Origin of the sequence: Trichocoleus sp. FACHB-46, assembly GCF_014695385.1 — a bacterium.
In the GTDB taxonomy this organism is placed as follows: domain Bacteria; phylum Cyanobacteriota; class Cyanobacteriia; order FACHB-46; family FACHB-46; genus Trichocoleus.
The window spans coordinates 212,012-237,386 of sequence record NZ_JACJOD010000011.1 but is presented as its reverse complement, the minus strand read 5'-3'; the positions used below and the strand labels follow the sequence as shown (position 1 = coordinate 237,386).

Genomic DNA, 25,375 nt, shown 5'->3' with positions numbered 1-25,375 from the left:
CAGAACTACGGTTACAAGTTCGGTCAAGAAGAAGAGACCTACAACATCGTGGCAGCTCACGGCTACTTTGGCCGCTTGATCTTCCAATATGCGTCCTTCAACAACAGCCGGGCGCTGCACTTCTTCTTGGGTGCATGGCCAGTGATTGGCATCTGGTTCACGTCCTTGGGCATCAGCACGATGGCGTTTAACCTGAACGGGTTCAACTTCAACCAGTCGATCATTGACTCACAGGGTCAAGTCATTGGCACTTGGGCAGACGTGCTGAACCGCGCGAACTTGGGTATGGAAGTGATGCACGAGCGCAACGCTCACAACTTCCCCCTCGACCTGGCTGCGGGCGAAGCTGCTCCTGTAGCGCTAAGCGCACCTGCAATCCACGGTTAATCTTCAGCTAGTCTCTAGCTAAACCAGAAGCGCTCTCCTCACGGGGGGCGCTTTTTGCATGGCTGATTTTTTATCCTGACAAGTTTTCTGGGCTGACAAGAGCTGAAATGAGCTTTGATGGAAGAGGAGCGATCGCTCCTGTCTAGTATCGGCAAGTTCCCCTAAAAGTCGCCATTCTACACCTCCAAGATGAACGAAGTTTTAGGTGCTCTGATTATCTGTATTGGTTGTCCACTGCTCGGCGGGCTTCCCCTGATTGGCTGGCTCACCTATGCCCTAACGAGAAAACAACTAGCCAAAATAGGAACGGGCAATGTCAGTGTTTCGGCAGCGTTTTATCATGGCGGGCGTGTTGTAGGAATTTTGGCGGTTCTGTCAGAGGCCTTCAAGGGAATTGCTGCGGTTTTAATTGCTCGCTACTTTTTTCCGCAAGCTTCAGAGTGGGAGCTAATCTCCTTAATAGCCTTAGTTATGGGCCGTTATTGGATGGCGTGGGGAGCAGGCACAACCAACGTGGTTTGGGGCTATGTTGTCCACGATTGGATGGCTTCATTACTGGTGTTTATTTTGGGGGGCATTGGCTCCACCATTTTGCGGGAAAAGCGCCAAGGCAAGATTTTAGTCTTAGTTTTGTTTCCGCTAATCACTGCTTTATTGCATCCCCAAGAATCCGCTTTGATTGTGGCGGCGATCGTGCTGGGCAGTCTCATGGGCTGGATTTACCGCAAGATTCCCGATGATCTAGACTTAACCCCAGAAGCAGGTCAACCGGAATCCCAAGCAGTGTTTAAGTTTTTTCGCGGCGATCGCGCTCTAGTCTCGCTGAATCGGCCTTTAGAAGCGCAAAAAGTCGGACAGAAAGCGGCTACCCTCTCGCAATTAATGCGGTGGGGCTATCCAGTTCCGGTAGGTTGGGTGTTGCCACCTGGCGACGATCCAACGCCATTGATTGAGTTTTTGCAGCCTTCCTCCGAAAAACCTTTGGTGGTGCGTTCTTCAGCGGTGGGGGAGGACTCGGAGCTAGCGTCGGCGGCAGGGCAGTACGAAAGTATCTTGAACGTGACGAGTCAGGGAGCGTTGGAGCGGGCGATCGCTCAGTGCTTGGCTTCCTATGACCAGCCAGGAGCCATCCAGTATCGGCGCGATCGCGGATTACCAGAAGCGGCAATGGCGATCCTGGTACAGCAACAAATTCGTGGCGCGTTTTCGGGGGTGGCCTTTAGTCGTGACCCGATCGCTCGGCAGGGTGAGGCAGTCGTAATTGAAGCGCTACCCGGTGAGACGCAACGGATTGTGTCCGGACAGTTTACGCCTGAGCAATATCGGGTTTTGGTGCGTGAAAGCGATTTAGCTCAAGCGGATTCAAACTGGGTGCTTCCCGCTGATTTAGAGCTACCAGTCGAGGGCACGGGAGATTTGCCGCCCCGCTTAATTCAGCAAGTGGCGTTTTTGGCTAGACATTTAGAGGCCCGCTATCACGGACTGCCGCAAGATATTGAATGGACCTACGATGGGCAGACGTTGTGGCTCTTGCAATCCCGCCCCATCACCACGCTGCTGCCCATTTGGACTCGTAAAATTGCGGCAGAGGTGATTCCTGGTTTGATCCGTCCCCTCACTTGGTCAATTAATCGGCCTTTGACTTGTGGGGTTTGGGGGGAGATTTTTGGTCTCGTACTGGGCAAGCGATCGCGAGGGCTAGACTTTAATGAAACTGCGACGCTGCATCACTCGCGTGCTTACTTCAACGCCTCTTTGTTAGGGCAAACTTTCCTCTGTATGGGCTTACCTCCTGAGAGCCTGGAGTTTTTGACCAGAGGGGCCAAGTTCAGCAAACCACCCCTAGGCTCCACTTTAGGCAATACACCTGGATTAATGCGGCTGTTACAGCGAGAATGGCAGCTAGACAAAGATTTTCGTTATGACTACCAACGGCAGTTTGCACCCCTCCTAACGACGCTAACGCGAGAACCTGCCGAGACCTTGACCGCTCCCGCTCTCCTAGAGCGCATTGACACTATTTTGCGGGTGTTGAAGCGGGCGACTTATTACAGTATCTTGGCTCCGCTGAGTGCAGCATTACGACAGGCAATTCTCAAGGTGCAGGATGGCGAAATAGACAATAGCAGCACCCCCGAAGTCGCTGCGTTGCGATCGTTGCAAGAGATTGCCAATCGTAACCGCCATTTAGTTGCTAACTTGGAAAATCCTTCTGCTCCAACTCCAGAAGTTTTTGACGCCTTAGCAGCCCTCCCCAACGGTCAAACCTTGTCTGACCAGCTAGCTCAGTTTCTCGATACCTATGGTTACTTGAGTGAAGTGGGGACGGATATTGCAGTGCCGACTTGGCGCGAAGATTCCAAACCTGTTTGTGACCTATTCACCCAATTTCTGCTTACCCCCCCTACTGCGGGTGAGCCTTTGCCCGCAGAATCGCGATCGCCTGCTTGGAAAGTGCAGCGAGTCCAGCAGCGAGTAAGTTTGAAGGGTCAAGTTACGGAGGTTTATAGCCAACTGCTGGCGGAATTGCGCTGGAGTTTTGTGGCGCTAGAAAAGTTGTGGCTGGAGCAAGGATTGCTGTCAGCAGCAGGCGATATCTTCTTCTTAAGGTTTGAGGAAATTTGGCGGCTGATTCAACAGTCAGATGCCGATTTAGCCAGCCAAGTCTCTAGGTTAATTGCAGAACGGCGATCGCAACTAGCCCAGGATAATGAACTGGTGCAAGTGCCAGCTTTGGTCTACGGTAATACCCCGCTCACCTCTATCACCGTTCATAACTGGCAACCTTCGCAGAAGTTACAAGGCATTGGGGCTAGCCCAGGCCAGGTAGAGGGCCGAGTCAAAGTGTTGCGGAGCTTACAGGCGATCGCAGAAATTGATCGAGAAACAATTCTGGTGGTGCCGTACACCGATTCTGGTTGGGCACCGCTGCTAGCAAGGGCAGGAGGTTTGATTGCGGAAGTAGGAGGGCGATTGTCTCACGGCGCGATCGTGGCACGGGAGTATGGCATTCCTGCCGTGATGGATGTGCATGATGCGACCCATCAATTGCAAGATGGTCAATGGGTGAGAATTGATGGTCAACAAGGAACCGTAGAAGTCTTATAAAAGTTTTCGGAGACTTGTAATTTTTACTTTTAGGTCGAGATTTCTGCAACCCAAGCTTAACAGCTCAAGACCGCTTGATGTTTCTTTCTATTGCTTTGATAGCGTCTAATGCTTCCTTTAAGCCAACTCCTGTTTCTTTACGTAGCTTTTTAATTGCTCCAATCCGATCGCCTGACCTGACTAGGTCTTCGACAGTTTCGTTATAGTCAATTTCCAGCTTAGCCAGGATTAGATCAACTTTTCGCTCTAGTCTTGCAAGGCGGGAACTGTCCATTGCATCAGGTGAGCGACCTTGAATCGCAAAAATACTGGCTAAACTCACCAATGCCAAACCAATCAGCCAGGGTTCTATCATGTTGAGAAGCTTTTTAATTGAACAAGGCGGCTGTAGGAAAAACCAAATACTCTAAGAAAAAGAGCTTCCAAATGAATTGATAGAAGCTCGCGATCGCTACTTTGTCTGATAAATCAACTCGCAAACTTCGCCACCAAAGTAGACTCAAGGCAACTAAGTGAGTCACGATTAAAAACTTAGAATTGACGCCTGCTAGGTTAAATAAGCCAGCCAAAACCATGCCAAGATAGCAAGCGGTTAAAACCCAACGAGACAAGTTAAATACTGCTTTTGTCCCTAGCCGAATTGTGAATGTATTGATGTTGTATTGGCGATCGCCATCAATGTCAGGAATATCTTTAAAGATTGCGATCGCAAACGTAAATACCAGAACAAATAGCGTCAGCGCCCAAACTGCTGGAGTGATAGTACCTTGGCCTTGGAGTTGTTGGCTGAAGTGCAGAAACAGCCCCAAGTTTACAATGACGCCGCGCACCGTAAAAATGCACAGCGAGGCCCAAACCGGAAATCGCTTCAGGCGGATGGGTGACAAGGAGTAGGCAGTGCCGATCGCCAAGCTAATGCCCACCGTACCGAAGAGAAACCAACCGGAACTGAGAGAAATCAGCACAGCTAAAGCCCCTGTGAAGAGGACAATGGCCCAACCTTGCGATCGCGAGAATTCCCCGGAAGCGACAGGTAAATGTGGTTTGTTGATCCGGTCAATCTCGACATCTTCTAATTGGTTCAGTCCCACAATGTAGACGTTGCCGCAGAGACAAGCGAGCCAAGCGGCCAACAGTACGCCTAGATGACTAAGGGCAAAGGGAATCGAAGTTGTAGCACTGGCGATCGCGTACAACCCCAGTGCACTCAGGCTCGTGCCAATGATGGTGTGGGGGCGAGAAAACTTCCAGAAAGCATAGAGCCAGGGGGCATACTTTTGGAGGAGATTAATCTGGGTCGACGAAACAGCAGGCTTTTGGGGGGAAATCTGGCTCATGCGTGCCTGAATTGATACACAGGCTTGATTTTAAGCAATCAATGACAATTTTGGCAGCAATCCCTTGATAGAGAATGGCTGAGCTAGCTTGACCGCACCTTGCTTGAATCGTTTATTTAGTGCCACATAGCAATCCAAAACGTACCAACCCCCGTTGATAGCCCCGACTCATCAAATTCAACGCCAGAGCTGCTTGAATTGTCGTCCAACCAGAAAGTAGTAGACCGAAAATGGCATTGGGAGTTAAAGCGGACTCAATCACCTTGTCCCAGAACGGAGCTACTGCATCTGACCAATCGGCAGTACGAATATTTTGAAACGAGAGTTGGTTCGCGATCGCTTCATACTCTGGCAGCGAAATCACATAAGGCAAGCAATAGACGCGATAAATGTCCGCCAAATGCTGCCGCTCATCCGTGGTCAGTGGATCGCTGGGCGTGGTGGGGCGGTGACACCAAGTCGCCATAATCAACGTGCCCCCTGGTTTCAGCACCCGATAGCATTCCTGTAAAAACTTACGCTTGTCTGGCATGTGCTCCCCGCTTTCCAATGACCAGACAAGATCAAAGGAATTGTCGGCGAAATCGGTGTTTAAAGCATCCCTGACAAAAAACTGAGCGCTAGGTTGAGTAGTCAAGCTGCTCATGCCTGCCTCACGCGCTCTCTCGGTGGCTCTGGCGGCTTGCACAGGACTTAGAGTGATGCCAGTCGCCGCCGCTTGAAACTTTTGAGCCAAATACAAAGAACTTCCCCCAATCCCGCAACCCGCATCCAAAATCGCTTCTGCCTGTCTAACTTCGGCCCACTTCAGCAACTCCTCTACCAAATCAATCTGGGCTTGGCGGCGTTCTTTGGGTTCCTTGCCATCTAGACCGTAATAGCCATGATGCATGTGCTCGCCCCAAATCTGCTCCCACAAACCAGAGGAGGCATCATAGAATTGCTGAATTTGTTGGTAGAGGGTCGAGGTCATAGCAGTGTAGCGTTGAATCTAGATCGGAATTAGCCTAGCAGAGCCAGCGATCGCGTCATAACCTCTAGAGGTGGAAAATGTATTTGAAAAAGGAAAAATCTGCATGACGATCTCCAGCGATCTATGGCAAGCAAACCAAGATTTAGCTCAAGCTTGTCTGAAAAATCCTTTTGTCCAGGGCATTGCCGATGGTAGCTTGCCCAAGGAGCTATTTGCTTATTACGTCGGCCAAGACGCCTTCTTCCTAGAAGCGTTTGCGCGAGCTTATAGTATTGCCGCTGCCAAAGCACCCGATTGGGAAGGATTTGGTGTGTTTCACACCCTAGCAGGTGGGGTGTTGGAAGAATTGCAACTGCACCAGGGCTATGCCCAAGAGTGGGGCGTGGACTTGCAGGCTATAGAACCTGGAGCCGCTACCCGGCGCTATACAGATTTTTTGTTGGCAACGGCTTGGAGCGGTGATGCGGGCTTGACTACAGCCGCAATGGTGCCTTGTATGCGCTTGTATACCTTTCTCGGTCAGCAACTTGGAGCTAGCCAAAAGTCTGAGCATACCTATACCACTTGGATTCGCACCTACAGCAGTCCAGAGTTTGACCAATTGGCGCAACAGTTAGAGCAGCTTTGCGATCGCTACACCATCCATCCTGCTCCAGCCCACACCACTTACCGCTATGCCATGCAATGCGAGCACGATTTCTTTCAAGCAGCTTGGTCCTATGATGCTTAGATAGTGTGCCAAGATGCAGCTAAACCAGAATCGTACAACGGGTGCCTCAGCAAGCAGTAAGCTCTTAAGCAGCCTTTGTTTTACAGTCCCAACTTAGTTTATTGACGCGATCGCTTCATGACTGTCTCTAGAACTATTTGTCTCGGTTTTCTAGCTGTCATTGCCATAGGAACGTTCCTGTTAATGCTGCCTTTTTCAACCAGCAGCGGCAACTGGAATGATTTTATTGTGGCTCTGTTTACGTCTACATCGGCTGTTTGTGTCACGGGCCACATTGTGGTGGATACAGGCATTTATTTTTCTACAACGGGGCAAGTGATCCTGCTCGCCTTGGTGCAGATTGGCGGGTTGGGCTACATGACCGCCACCACATTTCTCTTGCTACTTTTGGGAAGACGGTTTGGCCTCAGAGACAAAATTGCTCTACAACAGGCGCTCGATCGCCCTGGCATGCAAGGAGCCGCTCAAGTTCTGCGCTCTATCGTTGCCCTCACCCTGATCTTTGAACTCACGGGCGCTTTTTTATTGCTCGCTGTTTTTGTTCCAGATCACGGTTGGAGCAAGGGATTATGGCTCTCTATTTTTCATAGTATTACTGCTTGGAACAATGCTGGATTTAGCCCCTTTAAGGACAACCTAATTGGCTATCAATCTTCGGTGTTATTGAACATCATTATTCCAGCCTTAATTATCTTTGGTGGTATTGGCTACGAAGTGATTTTTGAGTTATTTCTGTGGTTGCGCGATCGCTTGTCCAGAAAACCGGAAAAAATTGTCTTTTCCTTAAATTTCAAAGTTGCAACTAGTACTACAGTCATTCTTTTGGTCATTAGTACGATTGCTATATTTTTTACAGAGTTAGGAAATCCAGCGACCCTCGGAGCAATGGATCTCAAGACTAAGATACTCGCAGCTTGGTTTCAAGCCGTAACACCGCGTACTGTAGGTTTCAATACCGTTGATATTGGCAGAATGACGACTGCCAGCTTATTTATCATGATCGTCCTCATGTTTATTGGAGGTAGTCCAGGCGGTACCGCAGGTGGCATTAAAACTACTACTTTACGAGTTTTAACTAGTTGTACTCGAGCGATCTTACAAGGCAAAGAAGAAGCGACTTTATATGAGCGGCAAATTCCTGTTTCGCTCATTCTCAAAGCAGTGGGAGTTTCGGTTGGTTCACTCGCTGCCGTCATGATTATGACTACTTTAATTGCTATCACTGACACACACGTAGAATTTATTCAAATTCTGTTTGAGGTGATGTCAGGTTTTGGCACAGTTGGCCTCTCCACCGGGATTACGGCAGGTCTTTCCACCTTTGCCAAATTGGTCTTAGTTGCCAGCATGTATATCGGTCGAGTTGGGGTATTGCTGCTAATCGGCGCAATTTTAGGTGATCCCAATCCGAGTACTATCCGTTATCCAGAAGAAAATTTACTCGTAGGGTAGGTTTCTGTAACAAAATAGGGTGGGATTTCCAGAACAGATTTGCACCCGAAATCTTGATAATTTAAAGAGTTATGGATTCTAAATCAGATTTTGGCGCTTAGCGCCTGAGGTTAATTCGTGAATTTATCCTATCTGAGCTTCTTTCGCAGCTTACGAACCGAGAATAAGCAATTTGCTGTCATTGGTTTGGGGCGCTTTGGTCGAGCTGTTTGTGCATCTCTGCATCGTATGGGGTACGAAGCGCTAGGGATTGACTCGGATGAAAAGCGGGTGGCTCAGATTCTGACTGACCAGCTAGCAGCTCATGCAATACAGTTAGATTCAACTGAGGTTGCTGCCCTGAAAGAAGCAGGGGTTTTTGAGTTCGATACCGTGATTGTCGCGATCGGCAATTATGTGGAGGAAAGCGTGATCACCACCATGAACCTGAAAGAGGCTGGAGTACCTCATGTGGTCGCCAAGGCTTCTTCCGAAATTCATGAAAAGCTGCTGCGAAAAGTCGGCGCAGATCATGTGGTTTTTCCAGAGCACGAAATGGGCTGTGCCTTGGCGCGATCGCTGACGAAACCAGGTATCCTCGATCGCTTCGAGCTTGATCCCGACAACAGCATCGTGGAAGTGATTGTTCCTGAAGACTTTGACAGTAAAACGATTTCCGATCTGAGGTTGCGGAGTCGTTTTGGCCTCAACTTGCTGGCAGTTAGCTACAACGGCAAGTTTGAGATCAACCCCGAACCCAACCGCCGCCTCCGCAAGGGGGAAGCAATGGTGGTGATTGGTTCCAATAAGGGAATTGATCAATTACCAATCTAACTTCAAGTTCTGATGGCATTGCATCTTCAAGCGGGTCGGGAAGAATAGAGAGCATTGCTCCATTTTTGCCACCGACATCATGCTTGTATTTTTTATGCACGGAGTTGCCACCCGCAACGTGCAGTATGCCGATTCCTTACAGAGCTTGATTCGAGAAGAGTTTAGCCAACAACAAGTAGCTTTGCCGCTCTTTTATGCGAGCTTTTGGGGTGATGTCTTAAATGACGTTGGCAAACTCTGGAATGCGGTGCATCAAAACTTGCAAGCCTTTCAATCAGCCAATCCTCAGGTTGATGCTCAAGCCGTATTTCGCTATCAAAACTTCAGAAAGGGCTTCTTTTCTGAATTTGTCGGTGATGCTTTCACCTATCTCAATTCAGAGCGCGGCATCAAGATTAGAAAATTAATTGCGGAACAGCTCTCTGATTTCATCAGCCGTAATCCAAACGAGACAGAGCTACACATCGTTTCTCATTCGCTTGGTACGGTTGTTTTGTGGGACGCTTTATTCTCTGAAAGATTTCATTCGGACGATCCAGCCTTTGAGATTTGATCGCTGATTCAGGGGCATCACAGCTCCGATTTTCAGTCGGAATCTTCTCAGCAAAAACTGCAATTAAAAAGCATCACCACAATGGGTTCTCCCATCGCTTTCTTTAACATCATGCTGGGCATTCAGCCTGAACAGGTGAAAGCTTTAGTGAGCCAATATAGCGATCGCGGCTTGAGATGGAGCAATCTGATCCATGCTTCTGACGTCATCGCTTATCCTTTGCAACCCTGCCTTAATCCAGACTTGTCTTGGAAGCTAACCCTTCAGGATCACTATTTGCAAACTGAGGCCAACCCTACAGAGACCGCTGTCCGGAATTTTGTCAGCTCGGATCTGGTCAATCGAGTTGCTAAGGTGGCAGGCTTAGTTAATCCTGGTGTTCAAATCGCGATCGACCACGCTCCGATGGTGGCAGGGGTAGGAGATGCCCACATTAATTACTGGAGCTGCCCTGAAGTGGCCCGTTTAGTTGCTGATAATCTTCTGGTAAGCTCACCCAAAGCCCCAGGAACATCCAGCTTGATGCAAACCGCGATCGCCCAGCTCCAACAAGTTCCTGGCATGACTCATAATTTCATCCCAGTAGGTCAGTTTTTGGAGGAAACCCTCTCAGAACTAAAGTTTAGAGATCGCAGTGGTAGCCTACAACTTACAAAAAACCCTGCTGGCGTGCATCATGTTTGTGTTCTTAACGCTCAAAATGTGGCTCAATTTAGAGGATATGTCGGCTGGCTCCATACTTCAGGCTTGAAGCAAGCTGTGGAGTTTATTAGAAGCAGTTGTTGCTAAGGTTCAGGCCCGAACGCATGATGCACGTAATTGGTTTAATGAGCGGCACCTCCGTAGACGGTATCGATGCTGCCTTAGTCGAAATTTCTGGCTTAGAAACCGACTTGCAAGTCAAATTGCTAGCTGGAGCGACTTACCCCTATCCCGAAATTTTGCAATCGCAAATCCTAGCGGTGGGTGCAGGCAAACCAATATCAATGGCAGAATTTGCCGCCCTAGATGACGCGATCGCCACGCAATTTGCTCAAGCCGCCTTAGCCGTTCAAGCAGGTCACACTCCAGCAGATTTAATTGGCTCGCATGGGCAAACCGTCTATCATCGACCACCAAAAAAGGATCAAAGAACAAACGACAAAGTTGTTTCTTCCTCACCGCTTGGCTACAGTCTCCAACTCGGTCGGGGAGCCGCGATCGCTCACCTGACTGGAATTTCTACCGTGAGCAATTTTCGGGTGGCTGACATTGCTGCGGGAGGACAGGGAGCGCCGCTGGTGCCACGGGTGGATGCTTACTTGTTGGGGCACGCTACCCAGAGCCGCTGTGTACAGAATATCGGTGGCATTGGCAATGTCACTTATTTACCAGCCAGAAGTACAGCTAACTGGGAGCAGCAAGTTCGAGGTTGGGATACAGGCCCTGGCAATATGCTGCTGGATTTGGCTGTGCAGCAACTTTCTCAGGGAGCTAAAACTTACGACCAAGACGGAGCTTGGGCTGCTACCGGAACCCCTTGCCAAGTTTTAGTCGAGCAGTGGCTCCAACAAGATTTTTTTCAGCAAGCACCACCCAAATCAACCGGACGGGAATTATTTGGACTGGATTACCTGAAGGACTGCTTTGCTGATGCTGGACGTTATCAGCTGAGTGATGCTGATTTTCTCGCCACCTTAACGGAACTTACTGCACGTTCGATCGCTCATAGTTATGGGGCTTTTTTGCCACAGCTTCCTGATCAAGTGCTCCTTGGTGGAGGTGGCAGTCGCAACTTGTATCTCAAGCAACGATTGCAAGTGCATTTGCCTTCTGCGTCCGTGATCACCACCGATGAGGTTGGTTTAAGTGCAGACTTTAAGGAGGCGATCGCCTTTGCTGTGCTCGCTTACTGGCGACACCACGGCATACCCGGAAATTTGCCACAAGTTACGGGGGCGGCAAAAGCGATCGCTCTAGGGGAAATCCACCTTGTGGCGACCTCTGGGCGTGATAGCATAGAGTCCCATCCGCATTAGCATGGCGAAACGCAATACAAGTAAGGAATAGCGCTGTGGCTCACACCTTTCTAATGGAGGCAGGACGCTGGACGCTACAGGGCAATTGGCTGGAGCGTGATGGGTTGCCGATCTTGGTTAAAGGCAAGACCTTAGTCGGCTGGAGCCGAGATAATTGGTACACAATGGTGACCAAGTTGGTATTTCCAGGCTCCGAACGCGAAGATATCTCACTACAATATCGGGGCCGCTTAGATGCGGGAGAGCGGCAATATACCTTTGTGCTCCAACACAGCTTGCTGGGGCGGGTCGAGGGCGAAGGCTGGATTGCACCGGAGTCCATTGTGCAACGGTATTGGGTTCTCGGCGACCGCCAGCGGCGTAGTGGGTTTGAAACCCTACATTGCCTCGATCCAGAGCGGTACTATCTCTCTAGCGGCATCATGGCAGGTCACTATCTCACTAGCACGATGGAAGTCACACTAGAGCGGCAACCAGAGCAGTAGCTGCTGTCTCACAGGTCTATTGGCTTGGGTACTCTTAAGTGATAATCCTTTACTTGAGCTTTTAATGAAGCAAGACCGCCAGCCGACTCCTGACTGTAACTAAGCCTCTGCTAGAGAAAAGGCTCAGACCGCTAGAATAGCTTTACGTAAGCTTTACGGAATTTCTAACTCCTTCTCGGTAGGTAAGTGCAAACTACTGAGCGGTCAGCAACTTTGCGCCTGACCCAGGTAGTTTTATTGAGCCTGCTTGAATTCTCAACCGCAAGATTAAGAGATGTCTGCCCTCTTCTCAAGGGTTGGCTTCCGTATCTTTAAATTTACTCAAAGACTAATAATCCTAGTGTATGCCTGTGATTGGTAAGCCGTGGCAGAAATAAGTTACGTTCCTGTTGATTTAACTCAAAGTCGTCAGTTGTGCTGCAACCGGCGCAGATCTACTGGCACCGCGAGAAACGGAGTTTCAATCGATGTCAGACCCTAATCTAGGCCGCTTATTAAACGACCGTTATCAACTAGCAGAGTTGATTGGTAAAGGCGCGATGGGCCGAGTGTATCGGGCTCAAGACGTTTTGCTGGGAGATGTACCAGTTGCAGTAAAGTTTTTGGCCCGCACCCTCCTCAACCAGAAAATGCGGGATCGCTTCAAAAGTGAGGCTAGGACTTGTGCGTTGCTGGGGCAGAAAACCATGCACATCGTGCGAGTCATGGACTATGGCGTTGACGATGATGAAGTGCCCTTCTACGTGATGGAGTATTTGCAGGGAGAGAGCTTGAGCGATGTGATTCGGACGCGATCTCTAGTTCTACCTCGGTTTCTCAGCATATCTCGCCAAATTTGTCTGGGTTTACAGTGCGCTCACCACGATGGAGTAATTCACCGGGATATCAAGCCCGGGAATATTCTCGTGAGTCATGACACGAGTATTGGAGAACTTGTCAAAATCCTAGATTTCGGGATTGCTCGCCTCTTGCAAGCCGATAATGGCCAAACCAACTCTTTCATGGGCACGCTGGCTTACTCTTCGCCAGAGCAGATGGAGGGCAAAGAGCTAGATAACCGCTCTGACATCTATAGCTTAGGCATCATGATGTATGAGATGCTAACGGGCCGCTTGCCGTTGCAGGCTGAAACTCATACCTTTGGTAGCTGGTACAAAGCTCACCATTTTCAACTCCCGCGCTCATTTGATGCCATTACCCCTAGCCTGAAGCTGCCTAAAGCATTAGAAAACCTGGTGATGAGCTGCTTGGCTAAATCCCCGAGCGATCGCCCTCAGAGTGCAGCAGAAGTTCTCAAAGCCTTAGAGCCTTTAGAAGAACGCTTTGGCCCCGGCAGACAGATGGGCCATCGGATTGAAGCTGTGCTCTCAAAGTTTCAAGGGGTCACTGATAGCAAGCGCCAAGACTCAGTCTCCCCCGATGAATTCTGCAAACTTACTTCTTGGCCGAAAAGTAAACCCCTGGCTGAAATCGTTTTTGCTCAACCGTTGAAAACCAGTGATGAGGTTTTGGCAACCCTATGGATGATGATGCCTAAACAAGAAATTCAGCGGCGGTTACTAGCAACCCGGTATAACCAGTTCTTGTTTATGCTGGCTCCTCATCCGATGCTGCTGTGGCTGACTGCCCTGCATAATCGGGAGCATGGGCCTCGCTGGTTACCTTGCTACTTAGACTTAAAAACGCCACAAGGCCAACAAATGACTCGTCTACTAGCAGAAAATGGCTTGTATCGCCTGTTGTTTTTTGCCTTGGAAGAACCTCAACGATGCGTGACTGTGATGAGTTCTAAGATTGCTGACTTACAGCGCGATCGCTTGCGAGAATGGGCTGATATTAGCCGAACTTTTGTCTCCACTGCCCAACCCAATAATACTAAGACTCTCCTCAAGCAAGAACTTGAGAAGGTCAAGCCCAAAATCTTAATGAAACTGGAGGAACGCTAACAGTTAACGACTCAAGGACGGGTGGGGGGAAAAAATAATACTGGATGCCAACTGCGCCGCAAGATTTCCCCGGCAAAGCTAGGAGCTGACCATTCAATTAAGCGGCCTAGACTACCCGATGATATGGCGATCGCACTGATATCAAACGAGGATGCTACTTCCAGAATCTGGGTCACTGAGTTGCCTGAGCGTACCTCAGTCTGCACTTGCAGATTCAGGTTGGCTAAAGCTGCTTGAGGTGCTGCCAGCAGTTCAGCAATTTCTTGATCCTGATTGCTCTTTCTCAGTTCTTTACGGCCACTATCACTGACTACCCAGCAAAGCAGACACTGCTCTAAGGCTTTAGTGGGTTGGTTTTGGCAGTGCTGCTCAATTTGTTGAACTAAATACTTAGCGGGGTCGCTGCCATCATAAGGCAACAACAAATAGCGAAATAAATGGCGACAGCGCAAGTCTAGTTCTTCAGAGGTATAGGCCGAAATCAGTTGGGGGCGTAATACCAGCAAAGGCGTCTTGGTTCGCTGCGCCAAGCCAACTGTCGTGCTACCAAAGAGCTTTTCATTTAATAAGCTACGGGTTGGGGTACCCAAAATGATGACATCTGCCTGGTGGGTTTTAGCGACCTTGAGAATCGTGTCGCTCGCTCGTCCTGACTGCACTTCAACTTTAACTTCAACTCCATCAGGCACCTGCTGTAAGGCCACTGCTAAGCGATCGCGAGCTTGATTGACTTTTTCCGTGTCTTCTCGCGGAATCTCGCCTTCTTCCCACAGCGCTGTCACATGCAAAAACACAATCTGTTGCATTCCCCCAGCGGCTAAGCTAGGCACAAAGTTAGCCAAGCGCTGAATGTTGTCGGAGAAGTCGGTGCAAATTAAAGGACGTTGGAACATAAGTGAGGAGGTGAGAGGATCTGAAGCGCAACTCTCCTAATTAAGCACTTAACTCCAAAGACATCCAATTAAATTTGTGAAAACTTTAGCGGTTAAGTCTGACTCGCTCAAAATTTTGGCCAAGCTAGATCAGCTAGTTTTTTCTAATTCTGGTAGCAAAGCTTTGGATATGGCTGGCTGACTCAGATAAATTACGTTCTCAAGCAGTTATTCTTACGAGCCACATAATCTGACTGAAACAACGCTGTTAATTGAAACTTATAGCTCTGGATTGGTCAACTAAAATTAATGCTTGAGTTTTTTGAGCTTGGTAAAGCGGGTTCGACGCCCCACGACCCCAGCTTCTTTCCCACATTGGAACAAAGCAAGAGATAGAGGTCGCCCTACCGCGACGAGGCATTAACTACACTTGAGGACCCGGTTCCAAGCCCCACTGATGCTTCAGGAAGTGCTTATACATGGTCTCACGCATCATCATTTGCTTGTAGAGGTCAATCAGGAAGTTCTGAGCCTGCTCACGGCTCATTTGTTGAACCTGAGTTTCAAAGGAGCGGATATTGAATTGTTGTTCGAGAGAAAGTTCGATGGGCTGGTTCATATGTAACTCCAAAGTAAGAGAGAGGAGAGTACAGCGAATCTGGAAAAGCAGTATTGCTCTGTGGGCTACTTATTCTCTTCAACTGCTTTACCTGCAAATCCAGTCACCCTGTATTAAAAAAGATAACAATTGTTTGACAAAGTGCACATACCCCTACTGAGGTAACTTAGCTCTAATGTTAGCTATCCCTGACGAAGTAGGTTTTCCAGGATACACATACCACCTCCTACACCAAATAACGGGTTGGAGTATTTTTATCAGGTTACAAATTGTAAAAATGCTCAAAATGAACTAACTTTGTGATAAAGCTTAACTCAGAGAACGCCTAAAACAGCAACCGATGCCCACGTCTTAGCCCAAAGGTCGAGTGGATGGGCGATCGCGGCGATCGCAAAGCTAGACAAATCCTTATTTGCCCTAACAAAAATTTCCTTTAAAGCTGAGTAAATCTGAAGCGTTACGAACCCTGAGTCGGTGGGTCGGGATGGCTGAAGCCATCAAGAGTCACTAGTACTACGGTGATGTTGTCCCGTCCACCCTTATCTTTTGCAGCGTTGACTAGTGCTGCTGCTGCCTTCTCTGAGGCTCGGATTGCCTTGAGGTGCGCAGCGATCGAGTGGTCGGAGAGTTCTTCGGTAAGGCCATCACTGCACAGCAACAGACGATCGCCCGGTTGTACTTCTAGAGCTTGAATATCCATCTGGCGTAAATCTTCACGCCCTAAACACTGGGACAAAACATGTCGCCAAGGATGATTTCGCGCCTGCTCTGGAGTCAAATCCCCCCCTTTCAGAGCTTTGGCAACCCAAGTGTGATCCTCTGTGATCTGCTCAATTTTGGGGCCACGCAAACGGTAAAGCCGGGAGTCACCAATATGGGCGCACCAAGGTTGCTCGTCGCCATCTCGAAAGATCACCACAACCACAGTTGTTCCCATATCAGAACGTTCTGGGTGACTTTGCTGGTCTTGCAAAATGGCTTGGTTAGCCTCTAGCAGTGCTGCTTCCAGTAAGGCGGGTGACGAATCTAGCGAAGGCCAATATTGCTCTAGATAAAATTGAATTGCTTGAGTGGCAATGCGGCTCGCTTCCTGACCGCCAGCATGCCCTCCCATGCCATCCGCCACAATAAAAAATCGACCCTCAGGGTCAATGTAGTAAGCATCCTGATTTACGGAACGAAGGAGTCCCGGATCGGTCAGACCCGTGAAGAGGCGTTTCATAAATTGGCTGCTTTTACCTGAAAGTCAAAAAACATTACAGCATCCGATCAAAGCGATCGAGGCGCATCAACAGGCGGATCAGGGCAAAGGCGAGGGCGGCAGCACCAACAGCAACCAGCAACGCCAGCCAGACATGACCGCTAACATACAAGATTGTGGCTGAAAGTGTAAAGGCACTGACCAACAACGTGTAGTTAGTTCCTATATTAACGCTGCTGAGACGGCGAATGACCCGATCCGTTTCAGTGGAGCGAACCCGGACTCGTAAATCACCCCGTTCCAGTTTTTCTAGCGTATCTTCAATGCGGCGTGGTAAGCCAAAAGCCGTGCTGCCCACTTGAGCCGCTTGACGACCTAATTCGCTCAGGATGCTGCTTTCTGGAGAACTATTGCCATTAGACATAATCTGCATCGCAAAAGGTCTTGCGACCTCCATGAAGTTAAAGTCTGGGTCTAACCCTTTACCCACTCCTTCAAGTGTAGAGAAAGCTCGCATCACAAAGGTGAAGGTAGCTGGAAAGCGAAAGGGCTGGTCGTAAGCAATCTCGTACAAGTCGTCACTGATGTCACTGACCGATTGATTCTCAAACGGTTGATCCATAAAGTGATCCAGCATGTACTGAACCGAGCGGCGCACAGGCCCCATGTCATCCACTGGAGACAAAGCGCCCAGTGCTACCAAAGAAGTCACCACGCGATCGGCATCTTTTTGAGCAATGCCAAAAAACGTATCAAGTAGCTTCTCGCGAGTAATGGGCTGAATGCGGCCCATCATGCCGAAATCGTAGAAGATTAACGAGCCGTCGGGACTAACGGCAATATTACCGGGATGCGGATCGGCATGAAAAAAGCCATCATTTAGCAGTTGTTGCAGATAAGCTCTTGCTCCCAATTGCGCTAAATTCCGGCGATCGAGCCCTGCCGCTTCGATGGCTTCATAGTGGCTAATTTTGATGCCAGGAGCATATTCTAGAGTTATTACCCGGGGAGAAGTGTAACGCCAGTAAACCCGTGGCACAGACACCCAATCCTCGTTGCGGAAGTTACGCCGAAATGTATCCGCGTTACGCCCCTCGTTGAGGTAATCGATTTCTTCCCAAAGAATCCGACAACACTCTTCGTAAATGCCTAGCCAATCTCGGCCTCGACCCCACTCCGGATGGTTTTGGAAATAACGGGTAATCCCTTTGAGAATTTGTAAATCGATTTCAAATAACTGCCGCAAAGCTGGACGTTGCACTTTAGCGACGACTTCTTCGCCAGAGTGCAACTGGGCTTTATGGACTTGGCCCAAGCTAGCCGCTGCCAGGGGAATCGGGTCAAAGCTACGGTAAAGCTCATGCACCTGTTTCCCTAAGTCCTTCTCAATAATGGCTTCAACTTGCTCGTAGCTGAAGGCAGGCACTCGGTCTTGGAGCTTGGACAACTCCTCAACGTATTCAGAGGGAAACAAATCGGCTCGCGTTGAGAACAACTGTCCGATTTTAATAAAGGTTGGCCCCAAATCTAGCAGGGTTTCTCGAATCCAAATTGCTTGATTTCGCCGTCTGACTGCCTTTTTAGCTTCAGTCATACCCCCGCGGTAGCTCCAAGCTTTGTCGTTGAGCCACAGCGAGGTCAGCAGGGTGAGAACAAAAGACCAAATGTCTACAAAGCGACGACGACGAGAGTACTTGTCGCGGCTCCAACGGTAGACTTTTTCCTTACGGGTGCCTCGGCGGAGCCACCCTGTAATCGTCATGTGCTCCTTAGATTCCGGAAGACTAAGAGGATCATCAAAAAGGGCAGACACTTGGATTCCTAAATCAGCTTTTAAATTTGGCAGCCTGAGCAAAGAGAGGGAAAGCAGAATGCTTCAACCTTAAACGGAACTACTCCGGTAGGTTTTTAACTCGGAGCGCAGTTGAGCAATTTCAGCCCGTAGCTCGTCAATGGTAGCCTGCAAGTCAGTGGGTTGAGAGCCTTGAGGCACGATCGCGGTGGTGGTACGGGCTCGCATCACAATCTCTTCTTCTCGCTGAGCCCGTTCTAGAACTTGTTCGGTAAACTGGCGCAGGTGCTCTCGCTGCTCAGCATCAAACTTGCCTAGCTCACTCAAGGCGTTCGTCAGTGAATGTTCTAGCTGCTCACCCAAAGTTTCAGCCAAGGCTCTGCCAACGAAAAAGGCGTGAACTAGCGGATTACTCATGGGAAAATCTCTGCGGGTGTCCGCAAAGATTATAACTTGCTTATTCAATATCCTGCCTCGACCTCAGGGCTGGCTAAGGAGACGGTGCTGGAGGTTCCGGTGCGGCTGGAGGAGCAAACGAGGAAGTAGGGGCAGCGGAGTTATCACTAGGGGGTTCTGGCTCAGGAGCGGGTTCAGGATTATTCGCAGGCGGTTGTGGCTCTGGCTCTACGGCTGGCTCAGGAGCTGGAATAGGGTTGGCTTCTACCGGAGCGGGAACTGGGCTGGGATCTGGAACTGGATTTGGTGCAGGATCTACCTCTACAGGACTCGGAGCAACTTCTACATCTGGAGGGAGAGACGGTGTAGGAGCTAGGTCAAGTGGCGAATCAACGGGTTCGGGTGGAGTTTCATCCGCAGTCGGCTCTGATTGCTCTAAAGGAGGCGCAGCGTTGTCCTGCGGAGCACCTCGCTCAACTGGCACATCTGAAGGCACAGAGGTGGGCACCTCCTGCCCTGGCCAAGCTCTCTCTGGAAAGGATTGATCGTTTTGTAAGAAAGTTGGGCCTGCTTGACCACCACTGATCCGGAGAACTAAACCAAAAGCAACGCCAACGCAGGTGGCGATCGCTGCGGCTCCTAGCAGTGCCTTGGGGAAGGGCGAGTGAGCTGGAGCTGGCTTTGGAGGTGGAGCTTTTCTAGAAGGCGCTGGCGTTGCCGCTGCTTCATTCGCTGCTACAGCCGTAGCCGAGGTGGGAGTAGTTACTGGGGGAGCAACCACTGCTGGAGCAGGGCTATGTCGAGGCACTACTGGTAGAGTGGCGCTGGTGACTGTGGCGGGAATGGGCTGAGGTTGAGAATTGGCGCTAGGTGGGGCTGGGGGCAATTTACTGGCGTGAGCGGTTTCGGAGGCGGAGGTAACAAAATTGCTATTGGGCAAGAGGGCAAACCACTCGGCTATAGTTTGAGGTCTTGCCTCAGCTTCCATCTCCATACCGCGCAGAATAGCTTGTTCTACAGCCGTACTAAGGTGGGGCTGGGATTGCCGCATGTCGAGTAAAGGAATGCGATCGCGTAAAGGAGCGGCGATCGGTGCTTGCCCTGTGACTAAGCTGTAGAGTGTGGCTGCTAAAGCATAGATATCAAGTGCAGGGGTGCGTTTACCTTGAGGCAGATATTGCTCGATTGGCGCATAGCCCGCCGACAACATGCCCGTATGGGTTTGAGTTACCCCTGGAGTAAATTCGCGAGCAATACCAAAGTCGATCAGCACTACAAAGTCGGTATGTTCGCGGCGAATAATGTTGTGAGGTTTCACGTCCCGATGCAGTAAGCCTGCTTGGTGCACTACATTTAGGGCTGCGCCAATCTGCCGAATGTAGTGAATCGCTTTAGCTTCGGGTAGGGCACCTTCGGACTGCACAATATCAGCTAAGGTATCGCCGGGAATGTAGTCCATCACAATGAAGGACAGGCCACCCTCCTCAAAAAAGTCGAACACGCGCACAATGTTGGGATGCTGACAGCGGGCTACACGGCGGGCTTCAGCAATGAATTGTTGTTGAAACTGGGCGAAGTCTGCATGGCGACGCAAATTCTCGTGTAAAACTTTGATGACGACAGGCTGGTCGAAGTAGGCATGGTGCGCCCGATAGGTGATGCCAAAGCCACCTTGACCCAGGATGGCCTCAACGACGTATTTGCCGTTTTGCAGAACTGTTCCAGTCGCCAAGTTCATAGGTATTAACTACCAATTTGTCCACTTATGCTAGCGCCTTGCGAGAAATCTGAGACTTCAATGGCAGAAAAAGCGCATCCTGCCCAAGCCAGATTTTTAGACGCAGTAACGAATTTTTCGTGCCTAATTTTTAACCGAATTCAGTTAGCTTAGCGTACTCGAAAAATTTTTAATCTAGAGGATAATGTTGAGCCAAAAATGCGATGGCTGAGTCGCGATCGCCAATCACACCATCTAAGGTAGCAGCCGTCAAGTCGGACAGGATCTGCTTAAACTGGCGGCTCGGCTTGTAACCCAACGCTTTTAGGTCATTACCATCTAGCAGCGGTTTCACCTGAGCCCAGCAGATTAAGTAACGCCAAATCAGCTGCCGAAGGGCACGAGGCGATCGCGCCGCAATCAAGATTAGAGTTGAGCGATCATATTGGCTCAGCAATTGCACAACTTGGCTAGGCTTTTGAGGTTTTGTTAAATGGCTTGCTAGGTCAGCTTGTGTGGTAGCAAGTTGTTGCAAAGCCTCAATGCTATTAACAGGTAGTTGCAGATTGGCGGCAATCTTACCCCGGTACTCTGGCGCAAGATCAGCAATCAACACCTCTAACAGCATTTGCCAATGAACCAGCGTATTTGAGGAATCGAAGCGCCGCAACCAACGACTCATCAGGCGGATCTGGTGCCAAAGCGCTGGCGTTAAAGTCAAGGTCGGATGAATGCAGCGCAAGGCTCCTAAATGGGACAGTAACTGTAAAGCTGATTGCCAATAGGGAGCAGCCAGAACGTATTTGAGTTCGCTTTTCAATCGGGTTTGTAGCGCTGGTGCCCGACTGTTTTCGTCTTGGACGCGATCGTAAACACCACTCTCGATCGCATGGCGAATATAACCTTCAGTTTGGGGGTCAATCTCGAATCCTAGCCGCACTGCAAAGCGTACTGCTCGATAAATCCGGGTGGGATCTTCAATAAAGCTGTTGGCATGGAGGACACGGATTTGGCGCGATCGCAAATCCAGCAAACCTCCAAAGAAATCAAGCAATTCACCCGACCGGGGAGCCGTAAGGCGAATGGCGAGGGCATTAATCGTGAAGTCACGCCGATAGAGGTCTTGCCGAATTGAACTGGCTTCCACCTCTGGGTTTGCCGCTGGGTAGGGATAAAACTCGGTGCGGGCCGTGGCAATATCTACCCATAGAGAATCTAATTCTGGGTCTTTGTGCCATAACAAAGCAGCAGTTTGAAATTGCCCATGAATGTCGAGCCGAGCCTGCGGATATTGCTGCTGTAAAGCCCGGGCTAGCTCTACGCCCGCTCCCTCTTGCAGCGCTCGGTGGTAGCCATCCACTACCAAATCAATATCATTGAGCAACAAAGCGGCTTCTGGGTCAGCCAGCAGCAGATCCCGCACTGCCCCTCCCACGAGATAAAGATGCCAGCCCCTCGCTTCAGCTTGTTGAGCCGCCACCGCTAGAACAGACCACAACTGCGGCACCAAACGAGCTTTGAGCTGTTCTTGCAAAGGTGCCCGCAGGGGAATTCCTTTGTCTCCAGGCACCACAACGCTAGTCGGGCGTTGCATCTGGTGGAGTTGGCGCAACACATCGGTGCGAGTGACAATACCCACTAACTGGTTCTCTTCCAACACAGGCAGACGGCCAATGTCATAAGTCACCATCAATGACTCAATATCTGGTAGCAGCGTCTCTGGCGTAATCATTTTTAAGTTGGTAGTCATGTAGCCCTTCACGGGGGCATGACCAAAGCCGTGATGCAGCGCAATATCTAGATCCCGCCGAGAAATGATGCCAACGAGTTGGCCTTGAGCATCGACCACCGATAAACCAGAATGACCGTAGCGCAACAAAATTCTCTGCGCCTCATTGATAGTAGTCTCAGGCCGAATGGTGCGCACAGGTGAGGACATCAGTTCGCGAGCCGTGGGAGACTGAGGAATTTGTTGCTGCAACCCTGCTCGTAGTTGTTGCAATACTGACTCCGGGTTCGCTCCTCGTAAAGTTAGCGCTGCCGCCTTTGAGTGGCCACCCCCACCCAGCGGCTTGAACAGCTCGTTCAGGTCAGTGCCCTCAATTTGCGATCGCCCAATCACGCTTAAGCGAGTGTCGTCGAGATCAGTTTCTTCTCGGTCTCCTGGGTCTACCGCCCGGACGGGATAATGAGCGGCTAACAGCAGGGCGTCGCTTTCTGTAAGTTCTGTGATCCGAGAAGCCAAGCTAGACAAACCAGGAATATACGCTCCAGGTTGCAAGAGCACCCAAGCGACCCGATGCCCTTGGAGCTCCTCAGTTTGCAGCCCGTCTAAGGCGATCGCAAACAACTCCTGTAACTGCGGTGACAGCCCCGGATCGATGTACTCCGCGATCATCTTCAGGTTGGCTCCCTGCTCCATCAACCAAGCCAAAGCCAGCGCATCCCTAGCGGTTGCGTGGTCATAAGTCAGCGAACCCGTATCCACATGCACTCCCAAGGCCATCACGGTTGCCTCGGCAGGAGTCAGCTGCACAGCTTGCGCTTGTAGTTGCTCAGCAATCAACGTTGAGGTCGCCCCGACTGGCTCCACCTGAAAGGAAGTTGCTGGAATATCGCTCTCCGTGTTTAGGTGATGGTCGTAGACCGTAATCTCTATATCTGGCAGGTCTAACCACTCAGCAGTCTTGCCAATGCGATCGCGCCGTTGGGCATCTACCACGGCCAAAGAGCGAATCTGCTGCGGACTGACCGATCGCCGTTCAATCAAAGGATATTCATCTCGGTGCAAAGCCAGAAAGTCATGCACCGCCGGATGCGAACCACCACTCAGCACAATCCGTGCCCCTGGTTGTAACCGAGTCAGCCCTACTGCCGCGCCCAGCGTATCAAAATCTGCGGTTGTATGACACAGAATTAAATCCATTTGTCTTGCTTCCAGCGCTGATCGGCAGTGACTATAAATGAACGGCTTTGGCCGCCCCACGTAACCCCGCAAAGCTAATTTGATGTAGTACTTACGATGTTTCTTCAATCGTGGCAGAGAAAGTGCCGAGAGGGGATGAATTTCTGGTAGCGTACTACTCAGGACTGATCAAAAAATTGTCTAAATTCAGCGACAGGTGTAAACCAGTCCACTGCTGTATTGGGAGAAAAAAATGTTTTCAACTCTGTTCCAGCTCGCCTTAGTTGCCTTGGTTGGGTTGTCCTTTGTGATGGTTGTGGGTGTCCCAGTAGCCTATGCTTCTCCTCAAAATTGGGAGCAATCTAAGCGATTGATCCTACTAGGTTCTGGGCTTTGGTTTGCTCTCGTGCTGCTCGTTGGACTACTGAACTATTTAGTGGTTTAGGTTGCCCGCAGATTCAATCCAGCCCCAGAACCCGATTTACCCAACTCACCAGATATCTACAGGCAGCCATGGCAGTTTTTGAGGGAACCTTTACTCAGACAGAACCCCTACGTTTTGCAATTGTGATCGGTCGGTTTAATGACTTGATTACAACCAAGCTGTTAGAGGGCTGTCAAGATTGCTTGAAGCGCCACGGCGTTGATCCAAACCCGCACGGCACTCAAGTGGATTATGTCTGGGTGCCAGGTAGTTTTGAGGTCCCCCTGGTTGCTCGTCAGTTAGCGTTGGCTAATCGGTACGATGCAATTATCTGCCTAGGAGCAATCATTCGGGGCCAAACCCCTCATTTTGACTACGTGGCTGCTGAGGTATCCAAAGGCATTGCTAACGTCGGGTTGCAGACAGGAGTGCCAATCATCTTTGGCATCGTTACCACAGATACTATGCAGCAAGCTTTAGAGCGCGCAGGGATCAAGAGTAATAAAGGTTGGGATTATGCCATGAATGCGCTAGAAATGGCTAGCTTAATGCGCCAGCTGCGCTCTGGAGACGGGATTGTCCCCCAAAACTCCCAGGTCTCTGGCACGACCTCAACTCAGACATTACCTGCGGCTCCAAGCAATACCCTCGCTCCCAGTTTGCATAAAGAGCAAGAGCGGCTGGGTTAAGTATAAGTTCTGCGGAGGGTGAGCCGATCGCATCTGATTGTGACAACAGCCGCTAACTTTCTCAACATTTCTTTCCAAAAAGTGTTGACAAACACATTCAAATCTGAGAAATTATTATCAGTGCGGCTTGCGGGCATAGCTCAGTGGTAGAGCGTCACCTTGCCAAGGTGAATGTCGCGCGTTCGAATCGCGTTGCCCGCTTTGAAAAACAGATAAAAATCAAGAAACTAGCGTTAGTTTCTTACCCTAATCTGGCCTGAGAAATTAAATATCTTCTTGGTTTCTTGGAAACTTGTACCAGTAGATACACCATAAGGTTTATGCCAGTAGGTATAACTCTAGTAAGATTTGCGTCAAATCTGACGGTGATAGGATTTAATGAGTAGCTTAGTCAGTAGGTGTTTTGACCTGAACTGCTCAGGTCGGTCCATCTCATTACAATTACGCTTCTAAAACTACTGAATTATGGCACTCAGTTGTAGCTAAGTAGTTTGAAACTTTAAGTAACTTTTGTCTTAACTATCTTTAACTCTATAGCTGCTTGTGCAATCCCAAAAAGCCCAAAAGATTGAGTTAGACACAGATTACCCATGCCCTTGCCGCCGTCGGGGTCGCCTCTTGCCTATTACTCTGACGGAGGCTTTTGGCTGCAATCGATGTCAGCAGATTTTTGTGGTTGAAGAGAGTGGCTACGTCATTGAGCAACTTTCAACCACCTATCCCTATAAGCGGGCTTGGCGCTGGAGTGGCCAGCAGTGGAACATTGCTCACTCCGGTTTACGTGAAAGCTACTTGCCATTAGCCCTAGGCATTGTAATCGTCTTGCTAGTGCTTTGCTTGCCAATGGCGCTCCATTCGCCCTCAAACCCTAGTAATATTATTCTCTGGGCGGTAGTAATGGTGCTAGCTGCGATGTTGCCAGCGTTTATTCTATGGCTAGCTTATAGACGTTAGCTCA

The 25,375-nt window shown here is 49.8% G+C and carries 22 protein-coding genes, 1 tRNA gene and 1 pseudogene; 14 read left to right on the top strand and 10 right to left on the bottom strand.

Annotation, left to right across the window (positions count from 1 at the left end):
• Together H6F72_RS07600 and H6F72_RS07595 are read left to right on the top strand one after the other, a co-directional pair.
• Positions 1-387, top strand: a pseudogene (locus tag H6F72_RS07600) (photosystem II q(b) protein); the annotation flags it as partial.
• Between the two features lie 189 nt (positions 388-576).
• Positions 577-3,495: a glycerol-3-phosphate acyltransferase gene (locus H6F72_RS07595; RefSeq protein WP_190433374.1), complete on the top strand. Its 2,919-nt coding sequence runs from the start codon at positions 577-579 to the stop codon at positions 3,493-3,495.
• 64 nt (positions 3,496-3,559) lie between these two features.
• On the opposite strand, the gene H6F72_RS07590 is transcribed toward H6F72_RS07595, so the two are convergent.
• The 3 genes from H6F72_RS07590 to H6F72_RS07580 form a co-directional block, all read right to left on the bottom strand.
• Positions 3,560-3,850, bottom strand: coding sequence for a hypothetical protein (locus H6F72_RS07590; RefSeq protein ID WP_190433372.1), 291 nt, complete (start codon positions 3,848-3,850; stop codon positions 3,560-3,562).
• 13 nt (positions 3,851-3,863) lie between these two features.
• Entirely contained in the window at positions 3,864-4,832 is a 969-nt protein-coding gene (locus tag H6F72_RS07585; RefSeq protein WP_190433371.1) for a homogentisate phytyltransferase, read from the bottom strand.
• A 112-nt stretch (positions 4,833-4,944) separates the two neighbouring features.
• The gene (locus H6F72_RS07580; RefSeq protein ID WP_190433370.1) at positions 4,945-5,805 is read right to left on the bottom strand and encodes a methyltransferase domain-containing protein; all 861 of its coding nucleotides are present in this window, start codon (positions 5,803-5,805) and stop codon (positions 4,945-4,947) included.
• A 103-nt stretch (positions 5,806-5,908) separates the two neighbouring features.
• On the opposite strand from H6F72_RS07580, the gene H6F72_RS07575 reads away from it, so the two are divergent.
• The 8 genes from H6F72_RS07575 (at position 5,909) to H6F72_RS07540 (ending at position 13,802) form a co-directional block, all read left to right on the top strand.
• A complete protein-coding gene (locus H6F72_RS07575; protein ID WP_190433369.1) occupies positions 5,909-6,535 on the top strand; it encodes a TenA family protein in 627 nt (208 codons plus the stop codon).
• A 117-nt stretch (positions 6,536-6,652) separates the two neighbouring features.
• Complete coding sequence (locus H6F72_RS07570) at positions 6,653-7,987, top strand: TrkH family potassium uptake protein (RefSeq protein ID WP_190433368.1); 1,335 nt, start codon at positions 6,653-6,655, stop codon at positions 7,985-7,987.
• A gap of 117 nt (positions 7,988-8,104) precedes the next feature.
• Positions 8,105-8,800: an NAD-binding protein gene (locus H6F72_RS07565; protein ID WP_190433367.1), complete on the top strand. Its 696-nt coding sequence runs from the start codon at positions 8,105-8,107 to the stop codon at positions 8,798-8,800.
• 79 nt (positions 8,801-8,879) lie between these two features.
• Positions 8,880-9,353, top strand: a complete 474-nt coding sequence (locus tag H6F72_RS07560; protein ID WP_190433366.1) for a hypothetical protein — start codon at positions 8,880-8,882, stop codon at positions 9,351-9,353.
• A gap of 81 nt (positions 9,354-9,434) precedes the next feature.
• Positions 9,435-10,142, top strand: coding sequence for a hypothetical protein (locus tag H6F72_RS07555; RefSeq protein WP_190433363.1), 708 nt, complete (start codon positions 9,435-9,437; stop codon positions 10,140-10,142).
• A 17-nt stretch (positions 10,143-10,159) separates the two neighbouring features.
• Entirely contained in the window at positions 10,160-11,371 is a 1,212-nt protein-coding gene (locus tag H6F72_RS07550; protein WP_190433361.1) for an anhydro-N-acetylmuramic acid kinase, read from the top strand.
• Between the two features lie 35 nt (positions 11,372-11,406).
• Positions 11,407-11,856 carry a hypothetical protein gene (locus H6F72_RS07545; protein ID WP_190433359.1) on the top strand — a complete coding sequence of 150 codons (450 nt, stop codon included), beginning with the start codon at positions 11,407-11,409 and terminating at the stop codon, positions 11,854-11,856.
• 467 nt (positions 11,857-12,323) lie between these two features.
• A complete protein-coding gene (locus tag H6F72_RS07540) occupies positions 12,324-13,802 on the top strand; it encodes a serine/threonine-protein kinase (protein ID WP_190433358.1) in 1,479 nt (492 codons plus the stop codon).
• 11 nt (positions 13,803-13,813) lie between these two features.
• On the opposite strand, the gene H6F72_RS07535 is transcribed toward H6F72_RS07540, so the two are convergent.
• The 7 genes from H6F72_RS07535 to H6F72_RS07505 form a co-directional block, all read right to left on the bottom strand.
• A complete protein-coding gene (locus H6F72_RS07535) occupies positions 13,814-14,695 on the bottom strand; it encodes a universal stress protein (protein ID WP_190433356.1) in 882 nt (293 codons plus the stop codon).
• A 403-nt stretch (positions 14,696-15,098) separates the two neighbouring features.
• Positions 15,099-15,293 (bottom strand): NblA/ycf18 family protein, encoded by a 195-nt coding sequence (locus H6F72_RS07530; RefSeq protein WP_190433354.1) that lies wholly within the window; start codon positions 15,291-15,293, stop codon positions 15,099-15,101.
• A 457-nt stretch (positions 15,294-15,750) separates the two neighbouring features.
• Entirely contained in the window at positions 15,751-16,515 is a 765-nt protein-coding gene (locus H6F72_RS07525; RefSeq protein WP_190433352.1) for a PP2C family serine/threonine-protein phosphatase, read from the bottom strand.
• A 34-nt stretch (positions 16,516-16,549) separates the two neighbouring features.
• A complete protein-coding gene (locus H6F72_RS07520; RefSeq protein WP_190433405.1) occupies positions 16,550-18,256 on the bottom strand; it encodes an AarF/ABC1/UbiB kinase family protein in 1,707 nt (568 codons plus the stop codon).
• Between the two features lie 120 nt (positions 18,257-18,376).
• Complete coding sequence (locus H6F72_RS07515) at positions 18,377-18,703, bottom strand: DUF6825 family protein (protein ID WP_190433350.1); 327 nt, start codon at positions 18,701-18,703, stop codon at positions 18,377-18,379.
• A gap of 73 nt (positions 18,704-18,776) precedes the next feature.
• Positions 18,777-20,420: a serine/threonine-protein kinase gene (locus H6F72_RS29635; protein ID WP_199298947.1), complete on the bottom strand. Its 1,644-nt coding sequence runs from the start codon at positions 20,418-20,420 to the stop codon at positions 18,777-18,779.
• Positions 20,421-20,589: 169 nt separating this feature from the next.
• Positions 20,590-23,325, bottom strand: a complete 2,736-nt coding sequence (locus H6F72_RS07505) for a CBS domain-containing protein (RefSeq protein ID WP_190433348.1) — start codon at positions 23,323-23,325, stop codon at positions 20,590-20,592.
• A 232-nt stretch (positions 23,326-23,557) separates the two neighbouring features.
• On the opposite strand from H6F72_RS07505, the gene psbZ reads away from it, so the two are divergent.
• The 4 genes from psbZ to H6F72_RS07485 all read left to right on the top strand — a co-directional run bounded on the left by psbZ (position 23,558) and on the right by H6F72_RS07485 (position 25,371).
• Positions 23,558-23,749: a photosystem II reaction center protein PsbZ gene (psbZ, locus tag H6F72_RS07500; RefSeq protein ID WP_190433339.1), complete on the top strand. Its 192-nt coding sequence runs from the start codon at positions 23,558-23,560 to the stop codon at positions 23,747-23,749.
• Between the two features lie 68 nt (positions 23,750-23,817).
• Positions 23,818-24,417, top strand: coding sequence for a 6,7-dimethyl-8-ribityllumazine synthase (gene ribH / locus H6F72_RS07495; RefSeq protein WP_190433337.1), 600 nt, complete (start codon positions 23,818-23,820; stop codon positions 24,415-24,417).
• Between the two features lie 129 nt (positions 24,418-24,546).
• Positions 24,547-24,618: transfer RNA gene (locus tag H6F72_RS07490), tRNA-Gly, on the top strand.
• 342 nt (positions 24,619-24,960) lie between these two features.
• On the top strand, positions 24,961-25,371 hold the full coding sequence (locus H6F72_RS07485; protein ID WP_190433336.1) for a hypothetical protein: 411 nt from the start codon (positions 24,961-24,963) through the stop codon (positions 25,369-25,371).
• The last annotated feature ends 4 nt before the right edge of the window (positions 25,372-25,375 follow it).